The 16,365-nt window shown below is 68.9% G+C and carries 19 protein-coding genes; 8 read left to right on the forward strand and 11 right to left on the reverse strand.

All coding sequences use genetic code 11. The features are described 5' to 3' along the window. Window positions 1–307: 307 nt before the first annotated feature. Entirely contained in the window at window positions 308–1,639 is a 1,332-nt protein-coding gene (locus QSK21_RS31975; protein ID WP_285701308.1) for an MATE family efflux transporter, read from the forward strand. Window positions 1,640–1,928: 289 nt separating this feature from the next. Here the strand turns inward: QSK21_RS31975 and QSK21_RS31980 are convergent, their stop codons facing one another. Both QSK21_RS31980 and QSK21_RS31985 read right to left on the reverse strand, forming a co-directional pair. Next, window positions 1,929–2,405, reverse strand: a complete 477-nt coding sequence (locus QSK21_RS31980; RefSeq protein WP_285701273.1) for a hypothetical protein — start codon at window positions 2,403–2,405, stop codon at window positions 1,929–1,931. A 10-nt stretch (window positions 2,406–2,415) separates the two neighbouring features. Further along, a complete protein-coding gene (locus tag QSK21_RS31985) occupies window positions 2,416–3,687 on the reverse strand; it encodes a helix-turn-helix domain-containing protein (protein ID WP_285701274.1) in 1,272 nt (423 codons plus the stop codon). Window positions 3,688–3,835: 148 nt separating this feature from the next. Here QSK21_RS31985 and QSK21_RS31990 point away from each other — a divergent pair, with 148 nt between their 5' ends. From QSK21_RS31990 to QSK21_RS32000, 3 genes are all read left to right on the forward strand, one after another. Beyond that, window positions 3,836–4,228, forward strand: coding sequence for an ATP-binding protein (locus tag QSK21_RS31990; protein ID WP_285701275.1), 393 nt, complete (start codon window positions 3,836–3,838; stop codon window positions 4,226–4,228). A gap of 106 nt (window positions 4,229–4,334) precedes the next feature. Next, a complete protein-coding gene (locus tag QSK21_RS31995; protein ID WP_285701277.1) occupies window positions 4,335–4,499 on the forward strand; it encodes a hypothetical protein in 165 nt (54 codons plus the stop codon). A 169-nt stretch (window positions 4,500–4,668) separates the two neighbouring features. After that, window positions 4,669–4,857: a hypothetical protein gene (locus tag QSK21_RS32000; RefSeq protein ID WP_067628226.1), complete on the forward strand. Its 189-nt coding sequence runs from the start codon at window positions 4,669–4,671 to the stop codon at window positions 4,855–4,857. Window positions 4,858–4,861: 4 nt separating this feature from the next. Here the strand turns inward: QSK21_RS32000 and QSK21_RS32005 are convergent, their stop codons facing one another. The 6 genes from QSK21_RS32005 to QSK21_RS32030 form a co-directional block, all read right to left on the reverse strand. Continuing rightward, window positions 4,862–5,554 (reverse strand): peptidoglycan recognition protein family protein, encoded by a 693-nt coding sequence (locus QSK21_RS32005; protein WP_502871620.1) that lies wholly within the window; start codon window positions 5,552–5,554, stop codon window positions 4,862–4,864. Between the two features lie 597 nt (window positions 5,555–6,151). Beyond that, window positions 6,152–6,598, reverse strand: a complete 447-nt coding sequence (gene rplI / locus QSK21_RS32010; protein WP_285701278.1) for a 50S ribosomal protein L9 — start codon at window positions 6,596–6,598, stop codon at window positions 6,152–6,154. 19 nt (window positions 6,599–6,617) lie between these two features. Then, window positions 6,618–6,854: a 30S ribosomal protein S18 gene (gene rpsR, locus QSK21_RS32015; protein WP_026403973.1), complete on the reverse strand. Its 237-nt coding sequence runs from the start codon at window positions 6,852–6,854 to the stop codon at window positions 6,618–6,620. A 114-nt stretch (window positions 6,855–6,968) separates the two neighbouring features. Next, window positions 6,969–7,508 carry a single-stranded DNA-binding protein gene (locus tag QSK21_RS32020; protein ID WP_285701279.1) on the reverse strand — a complete coding sequence of 180 codons (540 nt, stop codon included), beginning with the start codon at window positions 7,506–7,508 and terminating at the stop codon, window positions 6,969–6,971. Window positions 7,509–7,545: 37 nt separating this feature from the next. Then, window positions 7,546–7,836, reverse strand: a complete 291-nt coding sequence (gene rpsF, locus QSK21_RS32025) for a 30S ribosomal protein S6 (RefSeq protein WP_285701280.1) — start codon at window positions 7,834–7,836, stop codon at window positions 7,546–7,548. Window positions 7,837–8,043: 207 nt separating this feature from the next. Beyond that, window positions 8,044–8,208, reverse strand: coding sequence for a hypothetical protein (locus QSK21_RS32030; RefSeq protein WP_285701281.1), 165 nt, complete (start codon window positions 8,206–8,208; stop codon window positions 8,044–8,046). 216 nt (window positions 8,209–8,424) lie between these two features. Here QSK21_RS32030 and QSK21_RS32035 point away from each other — a divergent pair, with 216 nt between their 5' ends. The 3 genes from QSK21_RS32035 (at window position 8,425) to QSK21_RS32045 (ending at window position 10,177) form a co-directional block, all read left to right on the forward strand. Next, a complete protein-coding gene (locus tag QSK21_RS32035; protein ID WP_285701282.1) occupies window positions 8,425–8,730 on the forward strand; it encodes a hypothetical protein in 306 nt (101 codons plus the stop codon). Between the two features lie 79 nt (window positions 8,731–8,809). Further along, window positions 8,810–9,580, forward strand: a complete 771-nt coding sequence (locus tag QSK21_RS32040) for a deoxyribonuclease IV (RefSeq protein WP_285701283.1) — start codon at window positions 8,810–8,812, stop codon at window positions 9,578–9,580. A 225-nt stretch (window positions 9,581–9,805) separates the two neighbouring features. Continuing rightward, window positions 9,806–10,177 (forward strand): DUF4190 domain-containing protein, encoded by a 372-nt coding sequence (locus QSK21_RS32045; RefSeq protein ID WP_285701285.1) that lies wholly within the window; start codon window positions 9,806–9,808, stop codon window positions 10,175–10,177. A gap of 178 nt (window positions 10,178–10,355) precedes the next feature. On the opposite strand, the gene QSK21_RS32050 is transcribed toward QSK21_RS32045, so the two are convergent. Next, on the reverse strand, window positions 10,356–10,841 hold the full coding sequence (locus QSK21_RS32050) for a barstar family protein (protein ID WP_285701286.1): 486 nt from the start codon (window positions 10,839–10,841) through the stop codon (window positions 10,356–10,358). Between the two features lie 282 nt (window positions 10,842–11,123). Here QSK21_RS32050 and QSK21_RS32055 point away from each other — a divergent pair, with 282 nt between their 5' ends. After that, window positions 11,124–12,056, forward strand: a complete 933-nt coding sequence (locus tag QSK21_RS32055; RefSeq protein ID WP_285701287.1) for a MerR family transcriptional regulator — start codon at window positions 11,124–11,126, stop codon at window positions 12,054–12,056. 22 nt (window positions 12,057–12,078) lie between these two features. Here the strand turns inward: QSK21_RS32055 and QSK21_RS32060 are convergent, their stop codons facing one another. Both QSK21_RS32060 and QSK21_RS32065 read right to left on the reverse strand, forming a co-directional pair. Continuing rightward, window positions 12,079–13,530, reverse strand: coding sequence for a glycosyltransferase family 87 protein (locus tag QSK21_RS32060; RefSeq protein WP_285701288.1), 1,452 nt, complete (start codon window positions 13,528–13,530; stop codon window positions 12,079–12,081). A gap of 139 nt (window positions 13,531–13,669) precedes the next feature. Beyond that, window positions 13,670–15,769, reverse strand: a complete 2,100-nt coding sequence (locus QSK21_RS32065; protein WP_285701289.1) for a transglycosylase domain-containing protein — start codon at window positions 15,767–15,769, stop codon at window positions 13,670–13,672. Window positions 15,770–16,365 lie beyond the last annotated feature (596 nt).

The following is a 16,365-nucleotide window of genomic DNA, read 5'->3' on the forward strand; positions in this document are numbered from 1 at the left end:
CTCAAGTGCGTCTGACATTTTCGGGGCGCGCTGCCACCCGAAGCAAAGACCCCTGTGGACGGCCTGTGGAGCCCCTGTGCAGACACGCCGCACTCGTTGTGCACAACGTTGGGGAAAACCCTGGGGACAACCCTCCCGCCCCGCGGCCACAGCCACTCTGACCTGCGGCGATCCCGTCCACCACATGTGAACGAGAAAAACTTCGGACTCGACCGTCCCACGTCACACGCCTCCAGTACGGCGCCGAGGCGGGCTGTAATGATCAATTGGCATATATACCTTACATGCTGCTAACGTGCTGATCGTCATGGTCGGCTCAGCATGGCGGCGGCGGGTCAACCCGCACGACCGCGAGATCCTCCGGCTCGCGGTGCCCGCGTTCGGCGCACTCGTCGCCGAGCCGCTGTTCCTGCTCTCCGACTCGGCGATCATCGGGCATCTCGGCACCGCCCAGCTCGGCGGGCTCGGTGTGGCCGGCCAGGCGCTGTCCCTGCTCGTCTACCTGTGCGTGTTCCTGGCGTACGGGACGACCGCCGGCGTGGCCAGGCAGGTCGGCGCCGGTGATCTGCGCGCGGCGATCCGGCAGGGCATCGACGGGATGTGGCTGGCGCTGGCGATCGGTGTCGTGCTGGCCGTGGGATGCCGGCCACTGGTCCCGTGGCTGGTGGACCTGTTCGGCGCCTCACCGGTGGTCGATCCGTACGCCCGCACCTACCTCACGATCAGCCTGCTCGGCGTTCCCGGAATGCTGGTCGTCCTGGCGGGCACCGGAGTGCTCCGCGGCCTCCAGGACACCCGCACGCCGCTGCTGGTCTCGATCGGCGGGTTCGGCGGCAACCTGATCCTGAACGTGGTGTTCGTCCTCGTTCTGGACTGGGGCATCGCCGGTTCGGCATGGGGGACGGTCATCGCGCAGACCCTCGGCGCCGCCGTCTACGTGATCATGGTTCTGCGCGGGGCACGCCGCCATGGCGCCCCGGTGCGTCCCGACCTCCCGGGGCTGCGCGCGGCGGCGTCCGCGGGAGTCCACCTGCTCGTCCGGACGGCGGCCCTGCGCGTCGTGCTGATCGTCGGCACATCGGTCGCCGCGCGGATGGGGGACGCGGAGATCGCCGCGTACCAGGTCGGCTTCCAGGTCTGGACGCTGCTGGCGCTCGCCCTGGACTCCATCGCGATCGCGGGCCAGGCCATCACCGGCCGCCATCTGGGCGCCGAGGACGTCGCCGCGACCCGCTCGGCCACCCGGCGGATGGTCCTCTGGGGCGTGGTGTGCGGGGTGATCTTCGGCATCGCGATCCTCGTGGTGCGGCCCTGGCTGCCCGCCCTGTTCACGACCGACGACCAGGTACGCGGCCTGCTGCTCGCCTCACTGATCGTGGTCGCGCTCCTCCAGCCGATCGCCGGCGTGGTGTTCGTGCTGGACGGGATCCTGATCGGCGCGGGCGACGGCCCATACCTGGCGGTCACCTCGCTGATCTCGACGGTGGCCTTCCTGCCTCCCGTCCTGGCCGCCTACCAGCTCGGCGCCGGCCTCATCGGCCTGTGGCTCGCCATCGGCGTATGGATGGCCGCCCGCTTCGTCACCCTGGGTCTGCGCGCCCGCAGCGAAGCCTGGCTCGTCACCGGCGCCACCCGCTGAGGTGCTTATGGCAGGCACGAGCTGCGCTGTGTTCATTGGCGGTGCCTGCGGCGTCGGGCGCTGGGCGCCCTCCTTCTCCGGCACCGCGTGCGATCGCTGCATCGCTCCGACTCGCCCAGGGGCTCGCTCCGCGATCAGGGTCTCGCTGACGCTCGCCCCTGCCTCCGGACGCGATCGCAACGCCTGAGCGACCGTCCGGGGCCGACTCCCCCTGCTGGGCTGGATACCTCCAGTCTGGCCAATGACTGTTGGGCGCGCCTGTCCTGGGCGGGTGGGCGGGAGGCTAGCCTCAGTCGCGTTGTGCCCCGTCGGGCCAGATGATTCGGATGGGCACGCGATGCTCATGCGCGTGGGCGACCACGTCGGCGGTGCCTCCGTAGCCGCGTGCGGGCTGCCCGTCCCACACCGCCCACAGCTCGTCCGCATGGTCGATCATGTAGGCGCTGGCCGCCATGTGAGCCTCGGAGTCGGACTCGGTGAAATCCATGGTGTGAACGCCGCTGGCTGCGGAGAAGAGCCGGTCGTACTCAGCATGCGCTGCTTCTGGTAGACCATCACGATATTGCCGTGCGGGCACGATGGCCTCGATGGTGCCACCGTGGTCAAGGACGGCGCGGGCGAAGATCTGATCGGCTCCATCCGCAAGACAGGACAAGCCGGTGATGTCGCCGGTCGTTGTGGCGAGCAGTTTCCGGATGGCCTGGTCGACTAGCTGCTCGGTCTCCGATGGCATGCCTCGGTGACCGGATATGGCGATGCGCCGCAAGGCGGTTCCTTCAGACAAGGGTGGCTTGTAGGTGTCGGTCGAACTGGCGAACCTTGGGTGTGATCGGGCCTGAGTACTCTCGGCGGAAGCGTCGGGCTCGCTGGATGACCCGTTCGGATGCATATGCGGTTCCGATCTTGAGCGCGTCGCTTCCGAGGCGGAATGCCTCGTCCACCTGGCTGGTGTCGTGGCTTAGCTCTCCGCCTTGCCGCACGGCTGTAGCAACTTCCAGCATGACGGCGGCTCGCTGCTTGGGTGCTGGCTGGGCACTGGCGGCAGACTCGGCGAACGCTGCGAGCGCGTGGCTGGGCTGGTTGAGCCGGACCGCTACAAGCGCCCGGTATCCGGCCAGCTTGGCATCGTCAAAAGGGAACACCCACGGCCATGGGGGCACGGATGCGCGGTCATGCTCAATGGCTCTCTCAGCCGTGAGCAGCGCTTGCGTGCTGCGTGCTTCACGGTCTTGCCTGTGCGCGCTGGCGTGTGCAAGAGCTTCGATTGATGCGAGCCAAGCGCGCGGTGTGGGATGGGCCCGTGGTTCGATTTGCCCGCGCGCCTTGTCGATCAGGGCGAGTCCAAGATCAGGGTCGTTGCCCTCGATCTCGAACGCCGCGAGGCTCCCGATCATATAGGCGGTGAGCAGATCATGACCGGCGCGGCGGGCCCGGTCGATCGCCATGCGGTAGTACGTGCGCGCAGTCCCGATATCGTGCATGTCCGCGTGCAGCCATGCAGCGAATCCAGCAGCCTCGCTGACGGCTGCCGCGATGTCAGCAGAGAACGGGGAGCGCTCGGTCCGTGCGTAACGGCGGTCGGCCATCTCGACATGAGCGATCACACCGCGAGCGAGATCACGGGCGGGTGTCGTCGCGTCCAAGCGACGCTGACTGCCGGTGATAGCGGTCAAAGTAGGCGCCGTCGTCTCATCGAACTCGGCGCGTGCGGGGATGGGCAGCAAGGCCAGTGCAACGGTCTTGCTGAACTCTCGGCGGTTCGTGGGATCGTCACCTCCAACATCACCGAATCGGAGTAGTGCGAGCGGCACTCCGAGTCGGCGCGATATCTCCCGGACTTGGTCGATGGTGAGCGGCTGCGTGCGCCGGAGCACCTTCGAGACCCAGCTCTGGGAGTAGCCCACCGCCGTGGCCAAGTCCGCCTGCGTCCATCCGCGCGCATGGCGAATCTCGTCTAGGAGCGTGGGGAAGTCGCAGCTCGCTAGTGCTGCCGCGACCGCAGGTGTGGACCAGAACGCCGGTGAGGTGCTCTGTCCTGTCTGATCCATGAATTTAGGTTACGGGCGCCCATCACGGCTGTCTTAGTCGTGACGGGACTGGTCCTTAGTCGCGTGAGTGGTAGCGCGTCCTCTCCCATGTCGGCCGCCCTCAGGATCGCATTCACAGCAACCCCAGACGTATCCGAGGTCGAGTCCGATGCCTACCATCCTTGCCCCTGAGGTTCCGACGCTTGTGCTCAACCCCACCGACCGCGCTCCCGCGTTGGCTCGGAGGTTTGTTGCTGAGCGGTTGCGTGCATGGGGCCACCGAGACGACTACATCGGCCGTGTGGTGGTCACTGAGCTGGTGACCAACGCCTACCGGCACGGGGCGGGGTTCATCGTGGTGCGGGTGTTCCGGGACGAACGCGATGGCCTGGCGGTGATCGAGGTCTGGGATCACGGGCCGGGACTGCCGGTCGTGGGGTCCGGAGATCATGACTCCACTTCGGGACGGGGGCTGTTGATGATGTCCCGGCTGGTTCGGGACTGGGGTACCCGGCGGACAACGGAAGGCGGGAAGATCGTATGGACCAAGTGCGCTCTCTAGGCGGCTTGGTCGATCGCATCGTGTTGGGGTGGCGTACCCGCTTGGGGCGCGCCACGGCCGTGCGGTACCTGGATGTGCCGGCCCTGGTGGTCGAGCACCGGGGCTGGTGCCGCTGCTGTGGATCTACGGCGCGGGCGAGGCGGGCCAGATGGTGGTCAATGTGCGGGCCACTGCGGGAGACTCCTGGGCCTTCTACGAGGCGCACCGGGGGTGGTCGGGCTATCTCGCCGGCTGTGACGATGTGCAAGTGGCGCGCGATCGCAACGCTTGAGCGATCGTTCGGGGCTGGGGTGACGGGTGAGGCGGGTGCGAAAGGTCTTATGACAGCCGCGAGCCGACCGACCCATGCCCCCGCGGAGTTTGCTACCCGCAAGCCGGACGTTGGAAAAGAATGCTTGAAGCGCATCCGCCTCAGTGGCCACTCTGGATAGGATTCGAACATGTGTTCCACGCATGGCGAGCGGATGGCCCGGTTGACGCAGGCGATCGACGACCTGGCCGCCGAGGGCCTGGCCGGGTTGCCGCCGGAGACCCTGGTCGAACGGGTCGCGGGGATCTGGTCGCTGATCGAGGGCATCGACCCGGAGATCGCCCGCCGCCGCACGCGTTACACGACCCCGGAATCCTGACGGTTCACCCGGAGCGCCACGCGCGGGCACGCAGGAGAACGTCACCGTTCAAAGCTTCGGCCACCTGGGCGCGAAGCTCGGGGAGCCTCCCGTACAGGACGTCGCCGGGGCAGTCGGTCGTCACCAGATCGCGGTGGCCCACGATGGCGTGGAACGGGTCCAGGCGGTACTCGTCGCACAGCCAGGCGCACGTGTCGACAAGGGAGGACCAGAGCCTCCCGGGAACCCGTGACCGGCTGTAGTCGCCCTCGTTCTCGATCCCGATCGTGTGCTCGTTGTGCCCCTTGGCCTGGGCGCCGACCACATGCCGACCCGCCCGGATCGCGGCGAGGCTACGGTTGCGCCCCTCCATCACATGCCCGCCACGGCTGATGGTGAGCTGCTGTCCCGTGTCGTCCCAGCCGCGCCTCAGATGGAACCGCTGGATGCTCCGGGACAGCGCATAGGCGTGGGCGAGTGAGGTGTCCTTGGAGTTCGCGGTCTCGGTGTGGTGCACGACGATGCGATCCGGAGCCGCCCTGATCACCCTGGCCGCTCTGCGAGGCGGCAGCGCCTTCCAATCCCTCCTGGTATGGACGTGCGGCGACAGGTCGTCGATCGCGAACGCCCGACCGCCCATGGTCATCTGGAGCAGCCCGGCCCCCAGCATCCCGGCCAGCCCCCGACGGGTGAACCTCGCATACGAGCCCCCGGACATTCCGCCCCCTTCGCGTGTTGGTTCGCTTACGGACGGTAGCGACGGTTCGTCTTAGCCACCAAAGCCACGGCGGTTCACCCTCGTTTCACATGAAACCCAAACACCCCCCACCAATCACCGCACGCCCAGAGAAGACTCCTGCCAGCGATGCTCACCGACCAGCGACAACTCCACCAGCGAGCCGACCGGCCCGTCCGCGCACAACACCGCGTCGGCCGGCTCGGACAACGCATCCGCGGAACCCCGACAGCTTTCCGAGCGCACCGGCACCGCCAGCATCGTGCACACTGATCATCCAAGTTCTTGGTTGTGATCTTGCGTCTGTTCGACCAAGGGCTTCGCCGTGATCAACCCGGGCTCCACAGGTTGAAGATCAAGCAAGCCGTGGCATTCCTGGGAGATGCCGCTAGGGCGCGCCCAACCGGCCCGCTGTCGGGTCCGCTTTAGCTTGTGCAGCGGCTTCTGTGTCTTGTAGTCCCGGCGCGGCCGGGACTGCGGCTCCTCGCCGTAGGGGCTGGTCGGTTTGGGGGTTGCGGGCGTGCGAACGGCCCGCCTGGTGGGCAGGCGGGCCGTTCTTTGGCGGTATGGGCCGGGTGGTCAGGCTTCGACTACGTCGACGTCGATGGTGGCGCTGACGTCGGAGTGCAGGCGGACGCTGACGCGGTGGGTGCCGACGGTCTTGATCGGGTTGCCGATCTCGATGCGGCGGCGGTCCAGTTCGGGGCCGTCGGCGGCCTTGACGGCCTCGGCGATGTCCGCCGCGGTCACCGCGCCGAACAGCCGGCCGTTGCGGCCGGTGCGGGTGCGCAGGGTGACCTTGAGGGACTTCAGCGCCCCCGCGACATCCTTGGCGTGCTCGACGGTCGCGATCTCGCGGGCCGCGCGGGCCTTCTTGATCGACTCGATCTCGCGCTCCGCGCCCCGCGTCCACTTGATCGCGAATCCGCGCGGGACGAGGTAGTTGCGGCCGTAGCCGTCGCGGACCTCGATGACGTCGCCGGGCTCACCGAGCCCGGAGACCTGCTGAGTGAGGATGAGCTTCATGATCTGGTGTCCTCCTCGCTCAGCGCGCGGTGCTGGTGTACGGCAGCAGCGCCATCTCGCGGGCGTTCTTGATCGCCGTGGCGACGTCCCGCTGGTGCTGCGTGCAGTTGCCGGTCACGCGACGGGCCCGGATCTTGCCGCGGTCGGAGATGAACTTCCGCAGCAGGACCGTGTCCTTGTAGTCGACGTAGGAGATCTTCTCCTGGCAGAAAACGCAAACCTTCTTCTTCGGCTTGCGGGGAGGTGGCTTCGCCATCGTGGTGCTCCTTGGTGAGAGCCCCGCTTGCGCGGGAATGGACTGGGTTCGATGTCATCCGGCGGATCGACCGCCGTGGATGAGGACTGTTCGTCGTGGTGGTGGACGGGGCCGCTAGAAGGGCGGGTCGTCGGAGAAGCCGCCACCGCCGGAGCCGCCGGTCGCCCACGGGTCGTCGACCTGGGGGCCGCCGGAGCCGCCGCCCTGCTGGCCGCCGCCGAAACCGCCGCCTCCGCCGGAGCCGCCGAACCCGCCTCCGCCGGAGCCGCCGAAGCCGCCACCGCCCTGCCGCTGGGTCTTGTTGACCTTCGCGGTGGCGTTGCGCAGCGAGGGACCGACCTCCTCGACCTCGATCTCGAAGACGGTCCGCTTCTCACCCTGCTGGGTCTCATACGAGCGCTGCTGGAGACGGCCCTGGACGATCACGCGCATGCCGCGCTGCAGGGTCTCGGCCACGTTCTCGGCCGCCTGCCGCCAGACGTTGCAGGTCAGGAACAGCGCCTCGCGGTCCTTCCACTCGCCCGACTGGCGGTCGAAGTACCGCGGGGTCGAGGCGATGCGAAACGACGCGACCGCCTGGCCGCTGGCGGTGAAGCGTAGGTTCGGGTCCTCCACGAGGTTCCCGACGATCGTGATGACGGTGTCGCCTGCCATGGGCTCGCTCCGGCTTGTGTGAGGGCCTGAGCCTGGCTCAGTGGACCTCGGGGCGGATGACCTTCGTGCGCAGGATCGACTCGCTCAGGTTGAGCTGCCGGTCGAGCTCCTTGACCGTGACGGGCTCGGCCGCGAGATCGATCACCGCGTAGATGCCTTCGGACTTCTTCTGGATGTCGTAGGCAAGCCGCCTGCGACCCCAGATGTCGACCTTCTCGACGCTGCCGCCGCCGTCCTTGACGACCTTCAGGAACGGATCCAGCGCAGCCGCCGCCGTCCGCTCGTCGATGGCGGGGTCGAGGATGGCCATGAGTTCGTAACGACGCATGCTGTGTCCCTACCTCCTCTGGACTGATGCGGTCACGGTCTCTCCGTGACAGGAGGGCTCTTGCGTCTCCCGGGGCCGCTCGGCACCGCCCAGGTGGCCGTGCCCTGGCCGCGAGACCGATCCAGGCTACCAACTGTCGGCAGCGTAAGAGCCAGATCCGGGTCATGGTGGGGGACACCGGGCGGCGCCGGCCGTCGCGAACCGGCCTCATCGGCGGGCTCCGGAAGCGGATGCCTTGGCGCGGCGCCGGCGCTCCAGCTCCTCCATGATGTCGGCCATCCGGGCGCGCATGCGGGCGGTCTGGGTCGTCAGCACCGACAGTTCCTCCACCAGCTCCGCGTCGCCGATGACGGCGAGCTCGCTCTGCCTCATCCCGGCACCTCCTGTCCTCTCCCGCTGTCCTCGGCTCCGGCGTTCTCGAATCCATGTTCGACCGTACCGGGTGCCACCGACAATCCGACGCGCCCGCACGGCATGGTCGCTCGCGCTCCTGGGAATCCTCGATACGGACGCGCGTACCGTCCGCCCGGTGCCTCGCGTCCCGAGCCGGTGATCACGAGCACTCGCGCGCCCGAAGGGGGTGTCCCGATGTCGCAGGAAGCAGCCGGGAAGAAACGGTCCGCCCTCACCCTCAACACCGACGGTGAGCGCCACCCTGTGGAGAACTCGCTGGCCGTGGCCTCGCTCATCATCGGGTTGACCGCACTCGTCCTTGGGTTCATCCCCCCGACCCACTTCCTTGGGGCCCTGGCCGGCGTGATCGGGCTTCCGCTCGCCCTCTACTCACAGCTCGTGTCGGCCACGACGGGTGAACGCTGGCTCAACGTCATCGGAATGGTGTCGTCCTTCGTGGGGGCCGGGTTCGCCCTCAGCCACGGAGGGTTCGCTCTCTAGACACCGGGGCTTCGGCCACTGAGCATCCACCGCACACTATCGGGTTCGGCTTGAACGGCGCGCGGATACCCTCGTAGGCATGCGCATCGGAGCCCACGTCGACCAGACCAACCCGCTCGACAACGCGCGCGCCCGCGAGGCGGACGTCGTCCAGTTCTTCCTCGGCGACCCGCAGGGCTGGAAGAAGCCCGTCATGCCGGAGGGCGTCGAGGCGGTCCGTGACTCCGACGTGGACGTCTATATCCACGCGCCGTACGTGGTCAACGTGGCGACGTCCAACAACCGGATCCGCATCCCGAGCCGCAAGATCCTCCAGCAGCAACTGGAGGCGGCGGCCTCGATCGGGGCGAAGGCGCTGATCGTCCATGGCGGGCACGTCCTGAAGGCCGACGACCCCGAGATCGGCTACGAGAACTGGCGCAAGGTCTTCGAACGCCTTGACTGTCCGATTCCGGTCTACATCGAGAACACCGCGGGTGGCGACAACGCCATGGCGCGGAGGTTCGACCGGATCGCCCGGCTGTGGGAGGTCCTCTCCGGGGTGGACGGGCTCGACTCAAAGCTGGGCTTCTGCCTCGACACCTGCCACGCGCACGCCGCCGGCGAGGATCTGATCGACGCGGTGGACCGGATCAAGGCCATCACCGGCAGGATCGACCTGGTCCACTGCAACGACAGCCGCGACGCGTTCGGGTCCGGCGCCGACCGGCACGCCAACCTGGGCTCCGGCACGATCGACGCGGAGCTGATCCTGGGGGTCGTCCGGGCGGCGGGCGCACCGGTCGTGGTGGAGACGCCGAGCGAGGGGCAGGCGGCCGACATCGCCTGGCTGCGCGCCAACCTGGGCTGACGAGGGCGGCTGACCGGGGCGGGTGGCCGCCTGTGGCCGGGGCCGCGCGCCGTCCCGGATTCCCCTGAGGTCGCAGGAACCGCGCCCGCAAATACGGCATCTAATCTGTCACGACACGGCGAAGCACGAGATCACCCCTCACTGGCATAATCCGGAACACGACCTCAGCCCCAGCGCACGCGCGTGATCATTTGATGACGGGCGCGCCGAACGATCGGGAAGTCAATGGCCCAACCCCCTTACGACCCGTACGGCGGCGGATACGGCTCCGACCCCTACGGCCAGTCGTACCAGCAGCCCCCACAGGTGCAGCACCACTACTACGGTGCGGCGCCTCCGCCCAATAACGGGCTGGCGACCGCGTCCATGGTGCTGGGGATCATCGGCATCGTCTTCTGCGGGTTCACCTCCATTCTGGCGATCATCTTCGGGCATGTCGCGCAGAGCCAGATCAAGCGGACCGGCGAGGGCGGCGCGGGCATGGCCACCGCCGGCCTGGTGATGGGCTACATCGTCACCGCCATCTGGATCGTCATCTGGATCTTCTACCTCGGTCTGTGGGCCGCGCTCGTCGGATCGAGCGCCACCGTCTACTGACCGCGGGCCCCGCACCGGCCGCCGGCCACGGACCGGCCGGCCGTCGGTCACCCGGCGTCCAGCTTCGGTGCGGGAGGGGTTCCGAACGTGTGGCCCAGGGGTCGCCGCACGTCCGGCGGGCCCTTCATGCCAACGGGGGTACGGGTGCCCACGGGGGAGCCACGGGGTAGAGCGGGGATCAGCCGAGCTTGGGGACCCCGGCCACTTCCACGCCGATGCTCGACAGCAGGACGGTCATGGGCGTGGCGGTGTCCTGCCACGTTTCCACGGCATGCGTGAACACGTCGAGCGCCGTTCGGAACGCGCGCTGGTCCGCCTCGGCCAGTTCCGCCCACGCCTCGTACATGATCAGGTAACCGCCGGTCGACGGCACCCAGGACAGGTCCGTCAGGCGGTCCCGCAGGGCGTCCCAGTCACCGCCCGTCCCCTCGGGGAACTCGAAGACCTCGGCGCACAGCCTCAGGAACGACTCCGTGTCCCTGGCGCGGCGGCCGTTCAGGTAGAAGGTCTTCCAGCCCGCCGCGGTCGCGCGCTCCGGCCAGGCCGCTCCCGACACGCCGGCACCCGGAGCCGCGGGGGCACGCCACTGGTAGACGCCCGGCTTCAGGCGTCCCTCAACCAGATCTTCCAGAGCCCGGTTCGCGTCCACGTCATCTCCCGGCACTGTCTCTCCTCTGGTACGGACTCGTGATACCGACTCGTTCCCGTCCGCGGGATCAGGATCATCTGCCCATCCCGCAGGGGAACATGCGGACGCCGACCGAGTCCACCACGACCCGTGCGCCGCATCCAGTCCCCCGCGCGGCGCCTCTCGTCCGGCGTCGCCGTCCTGACGCGGTGACCTCCCGGTACGCGGGCACGACGATCCTGAGAGGGAGGCATTCCGCCGCCGCGGCGCGTGAATGCGCTTGAGTCTCCACCGACTGGAGCCTGAAGGGTGATGGGCATGGACGGCGACACCGGCCTCTACACGATCGGGGAACTGGCACGCCGGACCGGCCTGCCGGTCCGGACCATCCGGTTCTATTCCGACGCGGGGCTGGTGCCGCCGACCGATCGCACCCACGCGGGCTACCGCCTGTACGACCTGGACGCCGTCGCGCGCCTCGACATGGTCAGGACGCTGCGTGAGCTGGGCGTCGATCTGCCGACGGTGCGGCGCGTGCTGGCACGCGAGATCACGATCTCGGAGGTCGCGGCCGCGCACGCCCAGGCGCTGGACGTCCAGATCCAGACGCTGCGGCTGCGGCGGGCCGTGCTGCGCGCGGTGGCCAAACGCGGATCCAGTCCCGAGGAGATGGACCTCATGCACAAACTCGCCCGGCTCTCCGACGAGGAGCGCAAGCGCATCATCACCGGCTTCATCGACGAGGTGTACGCGGGGCTCGACGCCGACCAGGACTTCGAGGCCAAGCTGCGTTCCGCGATGCCCGAACTCCCCGACGACCCTGAGCCCGAGCAGGTGGACGCCTGGGTGGAGCTGGCGGAACTCGTCCAGGACCCGGATTTCAAGGCCAGGATCCGGCAGATGGTGGAGTACCAGGCATCCCATGCCGAGGAGACCGCGCGGTTCGCCTCCGCCGACCTCGGCGAGGCGACCAGGCGGCGGGTGGAGGCGGCGCTGGCCGACGGCATCGCGCCCGAGTCCCCGGAGGCGGCGCCCGTGCTGGACGGGCTGGTGGCGGAGTACGCCGCCGCGCTCGGCGCCACCGACGACCCGGATTTCCGGCGCGAGCTGCTGGAACGTCTGGAGATCGGCAACGATCCGCGTGCCGAGCGGTACTGGAGGCTTCTCGCGATCATCAACGGCTGGCCGTCGTGGCAGCCGACGACACCGCTGTTCGAGTGGTTCATCACCGCCCTCCGCGCCCACTCCTGACGGGGACGCCTCAACCTGGCGGTCAGGCCGTCGCGGATCTCGCGGCTTCCGCGACGGCCAGCGGGCGGCGGTACCGGGTACGCAGGACACCCAGCGAAAAGACGTCGGGCGCGCCGTCGAGCACGCCTCCGGCCGGGTCGTCCTGGTCCTCGTCCCGCACCACGTCCCCCGATGGACGCAGGATGTCCACGACCACCAGGACCGCCAGCAGGACGACGGCGAAGAACCGGGTCAGCAGAGCGGCGAAGTAGGTGTTCTGGCTGATGCCCTCCACCGGAAGGCCGAAGCCGAGCAGGGTGGAGATCAGGCCGGGCAGGTCGGTGCCCTCCGTCTTGAGGGTCACCGACAGCAGGTACCACCAGATGCCGAAGAAGTACACGATCTCGCCGAGCTGCCACACGATGAAGGCCGGCAGCTTGGGACGGGCCAGGGCGACCAGGGGAAGCAGCCACAGCACGTACTGCGGCGACCAGACCTTGTTCGGCAGCATGAACGCGACCAGCACCAGGAACATCAGCTGCGGCAGCCGGGGACGGCGGGGCGCGGCCAAGGCCAGGACGGCGATGCCCAAGGCGAGCACAAGGAACGTCCCCGTGCCGAGCGTGTTGAGCTTGGTGTTGTCGTCCAGCCCTGAGATGCCGTGGTCCTGGAGGAAGAAGAAGATGGATCCCCAGTCGACCCCGCGTTCCTGGCTGAAGCTGTAGAACTTCAGCCACCCGTCCCAGGCGAGCACCATGATGGGGACGTTCACAGCGGCCCACGCACAGGCCGTACCGGCAAGGAGCCGACCCATGGCACGCCACTGACCGGCCCGCACGCACAGAAGGACGAACGGCCCCAGGAAGAGGAGCGGGTAGAACTTCGCTGCGATCGCCAGGCCCAGCAGTACCCCGGCCCAGGCGGGACGGCGGGACGCCCAGGCGAAAAGGGCCAACGCGGACAGCGCCACGGCGAGAAGGTCCCAGTTGATGTACGCGGTGAGAAGGAGCGCCGGGGACAGGGCGACCATGAGGCCGGCCCGGAGCGAGCGCCGTCCCGCGACATACGCCGTGGCGAGGGCCGTCACGACGGCGAGCAGCCCGAGCAGCAGCGCGGTCACGTTGAAGAACGCCATCCCGCGCGCGTCGTCCCCGAACGGCTGGACGAGCAGGTTCACCACGTGCATCAGGGCGCCGCTCAGCACCGGGTACTCCACGTACTCCATGTCGACGCCGGGGAGCCTGTCGAAGTACGGGACGAGGTTGTCGTTCAGGCCCCGCACGAAGTACAGCGGGTAAATGTCGGTGTAGCAGGCCCTCGTCGTCGTCTTCACGAAGTCGAACGAGGCGGACGCGCACGGTTGCTTCTGCACCCAGGCGAGCAGGGCCACGAACGCGGTGAGGCCCGCCACCACCGGCACCAGGCGCACCGGCCGCCCGTGGTCGTCGCCGGCCTGTCGGCCGACGGGCTCCCCGGCCTTCACACCAGCGTCCACGGCGGGACGCGCGGAATTCCCATCGGCATCGGGATCGGCATCGGAGGAAGACGACGACATGCCAGCAGACTATTGGTCAACCGGTGACACCGCGCCACCCGAAACGCCCCCGGAAAGACCCCCAAAGGCCCCCGGGGCCTCAGCGGACGAAGCCTCTCAGCAGCCCGCGAGGCCGGTTGAGGTCGTCCGCGGGGTGGCACGCGGGGTGCCCTGAGTTCCTGTCGCACCACCAGGCCGGAGGCGGGTCGCTCGGTGGAACAGGCGGGGCACATGGCTCCCCATCAGGTCCTTGAAGGAAACCGGGCGGGCACGTGAGCAGCGGGGATGGCGAGGGGTCGGGTGCGGCCGGCGACGGATCCGGTTTCGAAACGGCCCATGACGGGACGGACCCCACATCACCGGGCGGGCCGAACTGCTCGATCTCCTCGTTCACCAGCGCCCTGACCATGAACCGCCGGAACAGGTCGGCGGGGATCGTGCCACCGTAGATCTCGTCGTGGCCGCCGATGCCCTGGAGCGATCGGAGCGACCCGTCCTTCCCCTCCCGCCACATCGCCGCGGCCGTGGCGAGCTGCGGGGTGTACCCCACGAACCAGGCCGACCTGTTCTCCTCCGTCGTCCCCGTCTTCCCGGCGACGGGACGTACGCCCAGGTCGGCGCGTGTCCCGGTCCCGGACCGGACGACCGCCCGCAGGGCGACGGTGGCGTCCCCGGCAACGGCCTCGGAGAACGCCCGCCCGGGTTCGTGCGGCACCTTGGTGACGGTGCCGATCCGGGTCCACACGGGATCGCCGTCCTTGTCGGTGATCTCGCTGATCACATGGACGGGGAAGTGCCGTCCCCCGGCGGCGAAGGTGGCGTAGACCGAGGCCATGGTGACCGGGCTGACGGACACGGTGCCGAGCGGCAGGCTGGTGTAGCCCGAGTTCAGCTCCCCGGTCCACGCCGGGACCCCCATCTTCACCGCCATCGACGCGACCTTGTCCAGCCCGACCCGCTGCCCGAGCTCCACATACGCCGTGTTGATCGACTTGGCGGTCATCTCGGTCAGCGTGTAGACGCCGTTCTCGGCTCGTGAGTCGTTGGTGAAGGTGTCGCCGCGGATGGTCCGCCGGTACGCGCCGTCCATCGTGGTCTCCAGGCTGATCCCCTGGTCGAGCGCGGCCGCCAGGACGATCGGCTTGAACGCCGAACCCGGCTGGACGAGGCCGTCGAAGGAGTCGTCGAACTGCTGCTCGCCATAGCCTGGCCCGCCGTAGGCCGCCACGACCCCGCCGGTCTCCGGGTCCACGGCGGCCAGTCCGAAGTGGACGTCGTCCCCCAGGCCGTTCCGTTCCCTCTGCTGCCGGACGGCCGTGGCGGTGTAGTCCTGTAGCTCCTTGTCGAAGGTGGTGGTGACGCGCAGCCCGCCCAGTTCCAGCGTCCTCTCGGTGATGCCGAGCCTCGCCAGCTCGTTGAGCACGCGTTCCCGGACGTACCCGGCCTGCGGGGAGTCGGGGATGTCGCTCCATCTGCGCTGCGTGGTCGGGAAGCGCTGCCGGGCGCGCTCCGACCGCGACAGCCACGCCTTCTCCACCATGCCGTCCAGGACGTAGTTCCAGCGGGCGATGAGGGCGCGCTTGGCGGGCCGGGTGGCGGGGCCCGTGGTGACGAAGTAGCCGGGCCGCTGGATGAGCGCGGCCAGCATCGCCGCCTCGCTGACGCTCAGCTCCCTGACGCTCTTGTGGAAGTACGCCCGCGCGGCGGCCTGGATCCCGTACGCCTGGCGGCCGAACCCGACCGTGTTGAGGTAGAGCTCAAGGATCTCCTCTTTCTTGCGCTCGTTGTCCAGCCGAACCGAGATCAGGATCTCCTTGAGCTTGCGCGCGACGGTCCGTTCCTGGCTGAGGCCCTGGTAGTAGTTGCGGGCGAGTTGCTGGGTGATGGTGGAGCCGCCCTGCACCTCGCCGCCGGTGAGGGTCCTGAACAGGGCGCGGGCGAGGCCGGTCGGGGAGACGCCGTGCCCGTTCTCGAAGTCGCGGTCCTCGGCGGCGAGCACGGCGTGCTGGACGACCTTCGGGATCCGCTCGATCGGCACGCTCTCGCGATGCATCCCGATCCGGGCGATCGGGGTCCTGCCGTCCCGGTAGTAGATGACCGACTCCTGGGCGACCGCCGCGGCCTGCGCCTCGGACGGGATCGGGGTGTGGACGTACGCGACGGCGATCAGCGTGGCGCCGGCGACCATCAGGCCGCTCATCACGGCCAGGATCGACTTCCCTGACGGCAGGATGCGGCGGCGCCTGCCACGCCCGGACCGCCGTTCCCGGCCCTTCGGTCTCTTCGGGCGCTTCCGTCCCCGCAGGGGTGGTGGACGCTGTGGCCGTGCCGGTACTGGTGGACGTTGAGGCATCACCGGAGGCCCGGGCGGCGGCCACACCTGACGTCCTGGAACAGGCACCGGACGAGCCGAACGCTCCTTGGGAGGACGAGGCCGCCTCCTCGGAACGATGCGAGCCCGCGAACGAAGGTGCCTTAGCACGTTGCGTGTTCCAAAGCGCGTGCGCGTGAACGCACAGTGAATCCAGAAACGTGTCCGCGTGAGGAGGTCGCGGGCGGCCGCACACCCGCGGCTCCCCGAGTCCCGGGCGGCAGCGGCGGCCCCGGCGAGCCTGGCGAGCTTCGCAAGCCTGACGCCGATGGCGGCTCTGGTGAGTTCCGTCGGTTCGGACTCAGCGGGGTGATCCTGCCCGTCCGGGCCTCGGTACCTCACGCGCGACCTCGCCACCTGGTCAGGGCTGTGCGTCGCTTCGAGCGTAACCCCAGGGCGGGCGGAGGCGAGGTCCGCGGAAGCGC

It is taken from the genome of Actinomadura sp. NBRC 104412 (assembly GCF_030269515.1).
Lineage (GTDB): Bacteria > Actinomycetota > Actinomycetes > Streptosporangiales > Streptosporangiaceae > Spirillospora.